An 11644-nucleotide genomic window follows, 5' to 3' on the forward strand; every position below is an offset into this window, starting at 1 on the left:
CATCAAGATGGCGCGCATGCTGGCAGCCGACCTCGGCCGCGACGGCTACGCAATCGTCTCCGGCCTGGCGCGCGGCATCGACACAGCGGCGCATCAGGGCAGTCTTGCGACCGGCACGATCAGCGTGCTGGCCGGCGGCCTCGACCAGCCTTATCCGCCTGAAAATGCAGGCCTGTGCGAAGAGATTGCCGAGCGTGGCGCCATCATTTCGGAGATGCCGTTCGGCTGGCAGCCGCGCGCTCAGGATTTTCCGCGCCGCAACCGCCTTGTCGCGGGTGCGGTCCTTGGGCTGGTGGTGGTCGAGGCAGCGCAACGCTCTGGGTCCCTGATCAGCGCCAGGCTTGCCGGCGAAATGGGCCGACTGGTCTTCGCTGTACCGGGCTCACCGCTCGATCCACGCGCCGCCGGCGCCAATGGCCTGCTCAAGGATGGCGCCACCCTGGTCACCGAGGCATCGGATATTTCCAGGGCAATCGCGCCGCTGACCGGCATGCGGGCGCCCGACGTGCCGCCGTTCGAAGAGCCGCCCGACTTCTTGGCCGCACCACCGCCCGGCGAAAGCGATCGCGCCCGAGTCATCGAGGCGCTCGGCCCGACGCCCGTCTCGGTCGACGAGATCATCCGCCACACTGGCCTGCACCCGGCCCAAGTGTTCATGGTGCTGCTGGAACTCGACCTCGCCGGCCGGCTAGAACGCCATGCGGGAGGACATGTTTCGCTGGTGTTTGGGGATTCTTCTGTCTGACCGACACCTCCGGTGTGACGCTGTTCGCTTCCCAGCAAGAAGATTCGCCCACGTCATCCGGGGACAGAAAAAACGCACCAACCAGATTTACAACTGACATGTTAGTGAGATATCACTGCCTTCGAACTTCTTTTCGGAGACTCCCGGTGACATCACGTTTTGGCCTTTCGGCCGCCCTCGCCACGCCTTTCGATGCCTCCGGGCAGATCGCCACCGCCCTCATGGTCGCCCAGGCCAAGCGTTGCCTGGCGGAGGGGTGCACCAGTGTTACGCTTTTTGGCACCACCGGCGAAGGCGCATCGGTTGGCACCGGGGAGCGGCGGTCGGTGACCGAAGCCATGCTGGCTGCCGGCATCCTGCCGCATCAGCTTGTTGCCGGCGTGCTGGTCGATGCGGCCGAAGACGCCGCTGAGCAGGCCCGGCATGCCTTGCAGCGCGGCGCCCGCAACATTCTGCTGGCGCCGCCGAGCTACTTCAAGAATGTCGGCGACGATGGTCTTTTCGGCTGGTTTTCCACTGTCTTTGCCGTGCTCGGTCCCCTCGCCCGTGGCGTTCTGCTCTACAACATTCCGTCGGTCACCATGGTGCAGCTCTCGCTTGACCTGATCGGCCGATTGCGTACGGCTTTTCCGGATGTCATTGCGGGGGTCAAGGATTCCGGCGGGGATTGGGACTACAGCGAGGCGCTGCTCGGCGCCCATGGCGATCTGGTGATCTTGATCGGTGACGAGCGGCATCTGGCACGAGCCGTGCGAATTGGTGCTCAAGGCGCAATCTCCGGCATGGCCAATTTCGTTACCAGCGAAATCCGGGCCATGGCCGGGGACGGGCGCGACGACACACGCGTCGAGCGTTTCGTGCTCGAATTGCTCAAACACCCGGTAACGCCGGCGGTGAAGGTCATGGTGGCGCGCAAAACCGGCGACGACCGCTGGCTGGCGGTCCGTCCGCCGCTGGAGCCGATCGGTTCGCAGGGGCGACAACAGCTGGCTGACGCCTATGATGGGCTGTTTGCCAGGGAATCAGCCTGACCGGCAAAGGGATACGCGCTGAAATGGAAGACGGCAGCGAGCCGACCACGCTTAGGGAAAAAGCCTATGCCAGCTTCACGCGGCATTTGCTGGCCCGCGATCTGCTGCCGGGCCAGTTCGTATCGCAGCGCGAACTGGTCGCCTTCACCGGTCTGCCGCTCGGCGCCATTCGCGAAATCGTGCCGCGTCTCGAGGCCGAAGGGCTTCTGACGACGATCCCGCAGCGCGGCATGCAGATCGCCCATATCGACATCAGCCTGATCCGCGAGGCTTTTCAGTTCCGCCTGTTCATGGAACGCGAAGCGGTGGCGCTGTTCACCGTCAGCGCTTCCGATGACGAACTTGCCCGCCTGCGGCGTGAACACGAGGAGATGCTGGCTCAAGCCCTTTCGCAGGCGCCGACGCCGGAAATGGAAGCCAGGGCGCAGAGCATCGACTGGGCGATGCACGACACTTTCATCGATGCGCTGGGCAACGAGATCATCGCCAAGGCCTATCTGGTCAACTCGGTGAAGATCCGGCTGATCCATCAGGAGCGCTTCCGCATCGACGGGCGCGTCGTGCCGGTCATGCGTGAGCACCTTGCGGTCATCGAAGCCATGGAAAGCCGCGACCCGCAGAAGGCGGTCGAGGCGATCAGCCTGCACATCGACAAGGCGCGCCGGCTGGCGCTGCAAATCTGAGGAAGCATGAGCCGCGTCGCGGTCGCGACGCATTCGACAACGACAGCAACCGGGAGGAAGAAATGTCGTCCAATCTGTTCAACCCAACCAGGAGGCAACTCCTCCAGGGAACCGCGGCACTTGCCGCCGCCGGCCTTGTGGGTGTTCGCCCAGGCTTTGCCGCGGCCGTCGACTGGAAGCGCTTTGCCGGCACGACGCTCGACGTCAATCTGGTGAAAAGCCCGCGCAGCGACACCCTGATAAAATATCTCGCCGAGTTCGAGGAGTTGACCGGGATCAAGGTCAATGCCGAGGCAACGCCTGAGCAGCAGCAGCGCCAGAAGACGGTGATCGAATTGAGCTCCGGCAAGCCGAGCTTCGACGTCGTGCATCTGAGCTACCATGTGCAGAAGCGGCAGTTCGAAAAAGGCGGCTGGCTTGCCGACATATCAGGCTATCTCGCCGACCCCACCCTTACCGATCCGGGTCTGGTCGAAAACGATTTCGCCGACGCCGGCATGCTGTTCGCCAAGGACGGTCAGGGCGTGCTGCGCTCGCTGCCCTTCTCGGTCGACTACTGGATCGTTTACTGGAACAAGGAGTTGTTCGAGGCCAAGGGCCTCAAATATCCCGAAACCTTCGAGCAGCTGGTGGCCGCGGCCGAGGCGCTGACCGACCCGTCGACCAATACTTATGGTTTCGTCGCCCGCGGCATCAAGAACGCCAACACGCCGGTGTGGACATCGCTCATGCTCGGCTACGACATGACGCCACTCGACGCTCAGGGCAAGCTGCGCACGACGTCGCCCGAGGCGATCGAGGCCGCCGGGCTCTACCAGCGGCTGATGACCAAATCCGCGCCTCCAGGCGTCACTGGCTTCAACTGGGCCGAAGCGCAGTCCGCCTTCCTGCAAGGCAAGATCGGCATGTGGTTCGATGGCGTCGGCTTTGCCCCGCCGATGGAAAATCCGGAAAAATCGCGGGTGGTCGGCAAGGTCGGCTATGGCGTCATGCCCAAGGGTCCCAAGGCGCACGCGGCTGGCACCTTCGGCGACGGTATCGGCGTGACGGCCACCAGCGAGAAGAAGGAGGCCGCCTATCTGTTCTGCCAGTGGGCAGTGTCGCCGGTCATGGGCGCGCGCCTGCTGCAGGCAGGCGCCGGCGTACCGTTCCGCAAATCGGTGCTCGAAGATCCAAAGGTGCGCGAAGGCGTCACCATGCCGGCAAGCTGGCTCGATGCGGTGGTCGGCTCCGGCAATGTGAGCCGGCTGTCGCTGCCGGTCATCATCCCGGTCACAGAGTTCCGCGACATCTACGGCGTGGCGCTGACCAATTTGATCGCCGGCGCTGATCCCGCCGAGGAGTTGAAGAAGGCTACCGACCAATTCCAGCCGGTCCTCGACAGGAGCGAGCAAGGCTGATGTCCGCCACCACCCCAGAACGCACCGGGGTGACGACGCAAGCCATCGAAGGGAGCCAGACGATCCGGCTGGCTCCCAACTACTGGCCTTTCGTCGTTCCGGCGCTCGTCGTCGTCGGCGCCGTGATCGTCTTTCCCTGGGCCTTCACGCTGTGGATGAGCGTCAACCGCTGGACGCTCGGCCAGTCGCGAAGCTTTGCCGGGATGGAGAATTATCTGCGGCTGGCGTACGACCAACGCTTCTGGGAATCGCTTCTCCATACGTTGAGCTACACCTTCCTTTCGGTTGCCGCGCCGATGTTGCTCGGCACCATCGCCGCCCTGATCTTCGACGCCAGGTTTCCGCTGCGTGGCCTGCTGCGCGGCGTCTTCGTGATGCCTATGATGGCAACGCCCGTCGCCGTGGCGCTGGTCTGGACGATGATGTTCCACCCCCAGCTCGGCGTCCTCAACTATCTTCTGTCGCTGGTCGGCATTCCGGCGCAGGAATGGATCTTCAACGCCAACACGGTCATCCCGTCGCTGGTTGCGGTCGAGACCTGGCAGTGGACGCCGCTGGTGATGCTGATCGTGCTCGGCGGCCTGGCGTCCGTGCCGCGCGAGCCGTTCGAAAGCGCCGAAATCGACGGCGCCAATGCCTGGCAGCAATTCCGCTATCTCACCTTGCCGATGATCGCGCCGTTCCTGATGATCGCGGTGATCATCCGCACCATCGACGCACTGAAGAGTTTCGACATCATCTACGCGATGACCCAGGGCGGGCCGGGCACGGCCTCGGAGACCATCAACATCTATCTCTACAACACCGCCTTCTCCTACTACGACATCGGCTATGGCTCGGCCATGGCCGTGGTGTTCTTCATCGTCATCGTCGCCCTGTCCTTCATCCTCCTGATGTTGCGCCAGCGCTCGCAGTGGATCGGCGTGGAGGGCAAATAGATGAGTTCACGACTGCTCAACCGGATCGGGCTGTTCTTCGCGGCCCTGGTCTTCGTCTCGCCGGCGATCCTGTTCTTCCTCTGGATGATCTCGCTGTCGCTGAAATTCGAGATCGACAACGGCGCCTATCCGCCGATCCTGATCCCCGAACATCTCGCCTGGTCGAACTATGCAAAAGTGTTCGAGGAGAACAATTTCCTGCTCTATCTCTGGAATTCGGTTCTGGTGACCGGCACGGCGACGCTTTTGGCGCTGCTGATCGGCGTGCCGGCCGGCTATGGCATCGCGCGGCTCAAGGCCGAGCGATCGGCGGTGGTCATCATGATCGCCCGCATGACGCCGGGGCTTTCCTATCTCATCCCGCTGTTCCTGCTGTTCCAATGGGTCGGCATTCTCGGCACGCTGTGGCCGCAGATCATCATCCATCTGGTGGTGACCGTGCCGATCGTCGTCTGGGTGATGATCGGCTATTTCGAGACCACCCCGATGGAACTGGAAGAGGCCGCCAACATCGACGGCGCCAGTTCCTGGCAGGTGTTCCGGCTGGTCGCCTTGCCCATCGCCAAGCCGGGCATAGTGGTCGCCTTTATCCTGTCCGTCATCTTCTCATGGAACAATTTCGTCTTCGGCGTGGTGCTCGCCAGCCGTGAAACGCGCACGCTGCCGGTCGCCGTCTACAACATGCTCTCCTACGAGCAAGTGAGCTGGGGGCCGCTCGCCGCCGCGGCCCTGGTGGTGACACTGCCGGTACTGGTCCTGACCATGTTCGCACAAAGGCAGATCGTCGCCGGACTGACCGCGGGCGCCGTCAAGGGCGGCTGAAGGCACGCTACGGCATCGCACTCTTTTTCGAGGAAAACCCAATGGCATCGGTCACAATCAACAACGTGCAAAAGGCTTTCGGAACGGCCAGGATTATCCACGATGTCAGCGTCGATATCGCTGACGGCGAGTTCGTCATCCTGGTCGGCCCGTCGGGCTGCGGGAAGTCGACGCTGCTGCGCATGATTGCCGGACTTGAAACGATCTCGGGCGGCAGGATCGCCATTGGCGATCGCACCGTCAACAATCTGCGGGCGCGCGACCGCAACATCGCCATGGTGTTCCAGAACTACGCGCTCTATCCGCACATGACGGTGGCCGACAATATGGGCTTTGCCCTCAAGATCAAGAAAGCCGATCCGGCCGACACCGCAAGCCGCGTCGGCAGGGCCGCCAGCATCCTGGGCCTCGACAAGCTGCTCGACCGCTATCCGCGCCAGCTCTCCGGCGGCCAGCGCCAGCGCGTCGCCATGGGCCGCGCCATCGTGCGCGACCCGCAAGTCTTCCTGTTCGACGAGCCGCTCAGCAATCTCGACGCCAAATTGCGCGTCCAGATGCGCGGCGAGATCAAGGCGTTGCACCAGCGGCTGGGCACCACCACCATTTACGTCACGCATGATCAGATCGAGGCCATGACCATGGCCGACAAGATCGTCGTGCTGCATGACGGCCTTGTCGAGCAGATCGGTGCGCCGCTCGACCTCTATGACCGTCCGGCCAATCTGTTCGTTGCCGGCTTCATTGGCTCGCCGGCCATGAACTTCATTGCCGGCCGCGTCGAGGAAGGCGTTTTCCGCAGCGCCAGTGGGCTGACCCTGCCGCTGCCGGAAGGCATCAACCTGGCAAAAATTCCCGTGGGTGAACTCATCTACGGCATCCGTCCCGAACATATCCGAGCAACGATTTCCCAGGGTATTGCCGGCACGATCGTGCTTCTGGAAGCCACGGGTTCGGAAATCTTCGCCAGGGTCGACTGCGCCGGCGAGGAAATCTCCTGCCTGTTCCGGGAGCGGCTTGCGCTGAAGCAAGGCGCGCAGATGCGCATCGAGATCGACCGCGCCTGTGCTCATCTGTTCGACGCCAAGACCGGTCGGCGATTCTAGCGCAAAGGTCTGATATCCCGGCGCAAAGGTCTCAAGCCACGGTTCGCTCTTGCCACTCGCATCGCTTGGCAGCAATCTCGGATCAAAGAGCCGCTCATCGGGTGGATGTCGGCGTCCCGGGGTTTTGCCATGACACGCGATCAGATGCTCGCCCACCTTCGATCCGCCGACGCGGTCGCGCGCGAGGCGGCGGCACATGGGCATCATCCCTTTGGTTGCGTTCTGGTCGGGCCGGATGACCGCGTGCTGATGCGGCAGGGCAATCTCGACACGGTGCGCCATGCCGAGACGGAGCTCGCCCGCCGCGCCGCGGCTGCCTACGCGCCGGAGTTCCTGTGGCAATGCACGCTGGTCTCAACCTTCGAGCCGTGCGCGATGTGCGCCGGCACGATGTATTGGGCCAATATCGGGCGGCTGGTTTACGGGGTCGAGGAGACCGAACTCCTGGCGCTCACCGGGGATCACGCGGAGAATCCGACGATGAGCCTCTCTTCGCGCACCGTCCTCGGCTCCGGCCAGAGAAAGATCGAGGTCTTTGGCCCCTTCCCCGAAATCGCCGACGAGATGCTCGCACCGCACCGCGATTTCTGGAAGCGCTGACGGCTTCGTCCCGGCCGGTAAGGTCGATCAATGGCAGCAGTGACTGTCGGATCGCGGTGGGAGCCGCCGCCGCCGTTCAACAAAATCAAAGACTTGTAGAATCAACGATCCGAAGTCGGACGATCTTGTCATGCGTTGCCCGTGGCGAGATCCTTGAGAAGGGCGTGCAGGCCGTGAAAACTCGGACAGTCGCTGCTTTCTCAAAGACTCAAAGGCCCTAAGTGGCTGATATTTAATGCTAAAACAATGGTGAGCGCGATGGGATTCGAACCCATGACCTACTGATTAAAAGTCAGTTGCTCTACCGGCTGAGCTACGCGCTCCCGCGGGCGAAAGGCGGCCCTCGAAATTGCGCGGAACATAGGGAGAGTGCCTCGACCGGTCAACCGGAAAAAGAGGTCTCGCAAACACGGGCGGCTTCGCCCTGTCGCGGCACTTGTCCCACGCGCTGTCGGGGGGAGAACGGCCAAGGAACGCTGCCATTTATGCCTGACGGTGGCATCCAGTCTGGGGAACAATTGTATGCGCCGCTCGTTTTTCGGGCACAGGGACGTCCGCCAAACCATCGAGGAGAAGACCAATGAACAGAATCACAACGAGCCTGCTGGCGACCGCTCTCTCCGCCACATTCGTTGCGGCGGAGGCGGTGTCGGTTAATGCCCAACCGAACTATGTGCCGCAGTCCCAGGTCGCGGTGCCGGATGTACAGACAGTCCAGTACCGGGAGTGGCGCAAGGACCGCTACAATCGCAATTTTTCGCGTGACCGCAGTTTTTCGCGTGACCGCAATTTTTCCCGCAATCGCGGCATGTATTGGAACGGCCATCGGGGCTATCGTGAATATCGCCCCGGCTACCGTCGTCACGGCGATTATTGGTTCCCGCTTGCGGCCTTCGCTACCGGCGCGCTGATTACCGGGGCAATCATCAACAACGAAAACAACCGCGTCTATGAAGGCAATGCGCATGTGCGATGGTGCTACGACCACTACCGCAGCTACCGTGCTTCGGACAACACGTTCCAGCCGAATTACGGCCCCCGCAGGGAGTGCCGCTCGCCTTATTGATGTGGGTGAGTGGGAGTAATTGATAGTGCTGCATTGAAGGCCCATGCCAGAAGTGGCGCGGGCCTTTCTTTTCGGTCACCCCTGCCAACTGAGGCCTATGGCGTGCTCAGCGTCCGGCGCACAGCATCGCGCCAACCAGCAAGTTTGGCTGCGCGCGCAGAGCCATCCATGGCCGGCTGGAACCTCCGCTCCAGCGCCCAGCTCTTCGCGAATTTCTTGGCATCCGGCCACACGCCTGCCTTCGACCCGGCGAGCCACGCGGCACCCAGCGCCGTCGTCTCCAGGATGGTCGGACGGTCGACCGGCGCGTCGAGGATGTCGGCCAGCCTCTGCATGGTCCAGTCCGACGCAACCATGCCGCCGTCGACCCGCAGCACGGTCTTGGCCGAAGCTCCCTTCCAGTCCTTTCGCATGGCGTCGAGCAGGTCGCGCGTCTGGTAGGCGACGGATTCGAGTGCGGCGCGGGCGAATTCCGCCGGCCCGGAATTGCGCGTCAGCCCGAAAATGGCGCCGCGTGCCTCGGCGTCCCAATGCGGCGCGCCGAGCCCGACGAAGGCCGGCACCAGGTAGACGTTTTGCGTTGGATCAGCCTCGGCAGCCAGCTTGCCGCTTTGCTCGGCCTTGCCGATCACCTTGATGCCGTCGCGCAGCCATTGGACCGCGGCGCCGGCAATGAAGATCGAGCCCTCCAGCGCATAAGTGGTCTTGCCGTTCAGCCTGTAGGCAATAGTGGTCAAGAGCCGGTTCTTCGAACGCACAAGGTCGCTGCCGGTGTTGAGCAGCGCAAAGCAGCCCGTGCCGTAGGTGGATTTCATCATGCCCGGCTCGAAACAGGCCTGGCCGATGGTCGCCGCATGCTGGTCGCCGGCAACACCGAGGATTCTTATCTCGGCGCCGAAGAGATTTTTCTCCGTGATTCCATAGTCATCGGCGCAGTCCTTTACCTCGGGTAGCATTTTCGCCGGGATGTTCAGTATCGACAGCAGTTCGTTGTCCCAGGCATTTTTCTCGATATTGTAGACCAGCGTGCGCGACGCGTTGGTGGCATCCGTGGCGTGGACCTTGCCGCCGGTCAGCCGCCAGATCAGAAAGCTGTCGATGGTGCCGGCGAGCAACTCGCCTTTCTCGGCACGACGCCGCGCCCCTTTTACCTTGTCCAGCATCCAGGCGATCTTGGTACCGGAAAAATACGGATCAAGCAGCAGGCCGGTTTTTTTGGTGAACTTTTTCTCCAGTCCCTGCTTCTTCAGTTTCTGGCACAGCGGCGTGGTGCGCCGGTCCTGCCAGACAATGGCATTGTGGATCGGCTTGCCGGTCGCCTTGTCCCAGATGACGATGGTCTCGCGCTGATTGGTGATGCCGAGCGCGGCCACTTCGGATGCAGCCCGGCCGGCCTTCTTCAGCGCCGCCTTCACGGTCGTCACCACGCTCGCCCAGATGTCTTCGGGATCGTGCTCGACCCAGCCGGAGGCCGGATAGTGCTGGATGAATTCCCTCTGCCCGCTGCCGGCGACCTTCATATCGCCGTCGAACAGGATCGCCCGGGTCGAAGTCGTGCCCTGGTCGATGGCAAGGATGTATCCGGTCATTCTGCTTCCCCGCTTAATGCATGTCGCCCAAAGGTGACCTCGGTTTTGGGAGAACGACATGCACAAAAACAAAGACCTAAAGCGCGTTGCATGAATCCGTCTCAACGCGACGCGCTTTAGTCTTTTGCACAAACAGGGGAGACGGCAAGATGCCGCCTCCCCCTATTCTCATGATGCTGGCGCGAGCGCCGACACCAAGGCTACTTCTGCCAGCTCTTCACCAGTTCGTCGTAGTTGATGGTGATCGGCTTTTCCTTCTCGTTCTCGATCTTCAACTGAGGAGCGAGATTGCCCTTCTTGACCGCGTCGGCGTTCCAGTAGGCGAGGTCATGCTCTTCGGCCATCTTCGGGCCGATATCGCCCTGAACGCCCGACTTCTCGATGCGGCTCATGACCTTTTCCTGTTCGCCGCAGAGCGAGTCCATCGCTTCCTGCGCGGTCTTGGCGCCCGACGACGCATCGCCGATCGCCTGCCACCAGAGCTGTGCCAGCTTCGGATAGTCAGGCACGTTGGTGCCGGTCGGCGACCACTGAACGCGGGCCGGCGAACGGTAGAACTCGATCAGGCCACCGAGCTTCGGAGCCCGCTCGGTGAAGCTCTTGTCGTGGATCGTGCTCTCGCGGATGAAGGTCAAGCCGACATGGCTCTTCTTCACGTCGACTGTCTTCGAGGTGACGAACTGCGCGTAGAGCCAGGCGGCCTTGGCGCGGTCGGTCGGGGTCGACTTCATCAGCGTCCAGGAGCCGACGTCCTGATAGCCGAGCTTCATGCCGTCCTTCCAGTAGACGCCATGCGGCGACGGCGCCATGCGCCACTTCGGCGTACCGTCGTCGTTCAGCACCGCCTTGGCGCCGGCATCGACCATCGAAGCGGTGAAGGCGGTGTACCAGAAGATCTGCTGGGCAACCGCGCCCTGCGCCGGAACCGGGCCGGATTCGGAGAAGGTCATGCCCTGGGCTTCCGCCGGAGCGTAGGCCTTCAGCCAGTCGAGGTATTTCTGGATCGAGTAGACGGCGGCCGGGCCATTGGTGTCGCCCCCGCGCGCCGTGCAGGAGCCGACCGGACGCGAATTCTCGTCGACCTTGATGCCCCACTCATCGACCGGCAGACCGTTCGGCAGGCCCTTGTCGCCATTGCCGGCCATCGACAGCCAGGCGTCGGTGAACCGCCAGCCGAGCGACGGGTCCTTCTTGCCGTAGTCCATGTGGCCATAGACCTTCTTGCCGTCGATCTCGCGGCCGGTGAAGAACTCGGCGATGTCCTCATAGGCAGACCAGTTGACGGGAACGCCAAGGTCGTAGCCGTACTTGGCCTTGAAGTCCGCCTTGTTCTTCTCGTCGTTGAACCAGTCGTAACGGAACCAGTAGAGGTTCGCGAACTGCTGGTCGGGAAGCTGGTAGAGCTTCTTGTCCGGAGCGGTCGTGAACGAGGTGCCGATAAAATCCTTCAGGTCGAGGTTCGGGTTGGTGACATCCTTGCCCTCGCCCGCCATCCAGTCGGTCAAATTGCGCACCTGCTGGTAGCGCCAGTGGGTGCCGATCAGGTCGGAATCGTTGACCCAGCCGTCATAAAGGTTCTGGCCCGTCTGCATCTGGGTCTGGATCTTCTCGACGACGTCGCCTTCCTGGATGACGTCATGCGTGATCTTGATGCCGGTGATGGCGGT

Annotated in this window: 11 protein-coding genes and 1 tRNA gene; 9 read left to right on the forward strand and 3 right to left on the reverse strand. The window is 62.5% G+C overall.

Annotated elements, in window-relative coordinates:
• The 8 genes from EN879_RS10385 to EN879_RS10420 all read left to right on the forward strand — a co-directional run.
• Positions 1-745, forward strand: a 745-nt coding sequence (locus EN879_RS10385; protein WP_164774370.1) for a DNA-processing protein DprA, incomplete at its 5' end; no start/stop codon positions are given.
• 146 nt (positions 746-891) lie between these two features.
• Positions 892-1776 (forward strand): dihydrodipicolinate synthase family protein, encoded by an 885-nt coding sequence (locus EN879_RS10390; RefSeq protein ID WP_063167950.1) that lies wholly within the window; start codon positions 892-894, stop codon positions 1774-1776.
• A 23-nt stretch (positions 1777-1799) separates the two neighbouring features.
• Positions 1800-2459 (forward strand): GntR family transcriptional regulator, encoded by a 660-nt coding sequence (locus EN879_RS10395; protein WP_063167949.1) that lies wholly within the window; start codon positions 1800-1802, stop codon positions 2457-2459.
• A 62-nt stretch (positions 2460-2521) separates the two neighbouring features.
• Positions 2522-3859, forward strand: coding sequence for a sugar ABC transporter substrate-binding protein (locus EN879_RS10400; protein ID WP_027161536.1), 1338 nt, complete (start codon positions 2522-2524; stop codon positions 3857-3859).
• A complete protein-coding gene (locus EN879_RS10405; RefSeq protein WP_013531801.1) occupies positions 3859-4797 on the forward strand; it encodes a sugar ABC transporter permease in 939 nt (312 codons plus the stop codon). Before EN879_RS10400 ends, EN879_RS10405 begins: the two co-directional genes overlap by 1 nt.
• Positions 4798-5619: a carbohydrate ABC transporter permease gene (locus EN879_RS10410; RefSeq protein ID WP_013531802.1), complete on the forward strand. Its 822-nt coding sequence runs from the start codon at positions 4798-4800 to the stop codon at positions 5617-5619.
• Between the two features lie 41 nt (positions 5620-5660).
• Positions 5661-6722, forward strand: coding sequence for a sn-glycerol-3-phosphate ABC transporter ATP-binding protein UgpC (ugpC, locus tag EN879_RS10415; protein WP_013531803.1), 1062 nt, complete (start codon positions 5661-5663; stop codon positions 6720-6722).
• Positions 6723-6851: 129 nt separating this feature from the next.
• Positions 6852-7322 (forward strand): nucleoside deaminase, encoded by a 471-nt coding sequence (locus EN879_RS10420; protein ID WP_063170230.1) that lies wholly within the window; start codon positions 6852-6854, stop codon positions 7320-7322.
• Between the two features lie 247 nt (positions 7323-7569).
• Here the strand turns inward: EN879_RS10420 and EN879_RS10425 are convergent.
• Positions 7570-7645: transfer RNA gene (locus EN879_RS10425), tRNA-Lys, on the reverse strand.
• 257 nt (positions 7646-7902) lie between these two features.
• Here EN879_RS10425 and EN879_RS10430 point away from each other — a divergent pair.
• Positions 7903-8388 (forward strand): BA14K family protein, encoded by a 486-nt coding sequence (locus EN879_RS10430; protein ID WP_063167948.1) that lies wholly within the window; start codon positions 7903-7905, stop codon positions 8386-8388.
• A 95-nt stretch (positions 8389-8483) separates the two neighbouring features.
• On the opposite strand, the gene glpK is transcribed toward EN879_RS10430, so the two are convergent.
• A complete protein-coding gene (gene glpK, locus EN879_RS10435; RefSeq protein WP_063167947.1) occupies positions 8484-9977 on the reverse strand; it encodes a glycerol kinase GlpK in 1494 nt (497 codons plus the stop codon).
• A 200-nt stretch (positions 9978-10177) separates the two neighbouring features.
• Positions 10178-11644, reverse strand: a 1467-nt coding sequence (locus EN879_RS10440; protein WP_164774371.1) for an ABC transporter substrate-binding protein, incomplete at its 5' end; no start/stop codon positions are given.

This window comes from Mesorhizobium sp. M7A.F.Ca.AU.002.02.1.1 (assembly GCF_003998535.1).
GTDB classification, from domain to species: domain Bacteria; phylum Pseudomonadota; class Alphaproteobacteria; order Rhizobiales; family Rhizobiaceae; genus Mesorhizobium; species Mesorhizobium ciceri.

Excerpts from the sequence above, each read along its gene's own strand:
- EN879_RS10395 (WP_063167949.1), top strand. The coding sequence starts at position 1,800 with ATGGAAGACGGCAGCGAGCCGACCACGCTTAGGGAAAAAGCCTATGCC.
- EN879_RS10400 (WP_027161536.1), top strand. The coding sequence starts at position 2,522 with ATGTCGTCCAATCTGTTCAACCCAACCAGGAGGCAACTCCTCCAGGGA.
- EN879_RS10405 (WP_013531801.1), top strand. The coding sequence starts at position 3,859 with ATGTCCGCCACCACCCCAGAACGCACCGGGGTGACGACGCAAGCCATC.
- EN879_RS10410 (WP_013531802.1), top strand. The coding sequence starts at position 4,798 with ATGAGTTCACGACTGCTCAACCGGATCGGGCTGTTCTTCGCGGCCCTG.
- ugpC (WP_013531803.1), top strand. The coding sequence starts at position 5,661 with ATGGCATCGGTCACAATCAACAACGTGCAAAAGGCTTTCGGAACGGCC.
- EN879_RS10420 (WP_063170230.1), top strand. The coding sequence starts at position 6,852 with ATGACACGCGATCAGATGCTCGCCCACCTTCGATCCGCCGACGCGGTC.
- EN879_RS10430 (WP_063167948.1), top strand. The coding sequence starts at position 7,903 with ATGAACAGAATCACAACGAGCCTGCTGGCGACCGCTCTCTCCGCCACA.
- glpK (WP_063167947.1), bottom strand. The coding sequence starts at position 9,977 with ATGACCGGATACATCCTTGCCATCGACCAGGGCACGACTTCGACCCGG.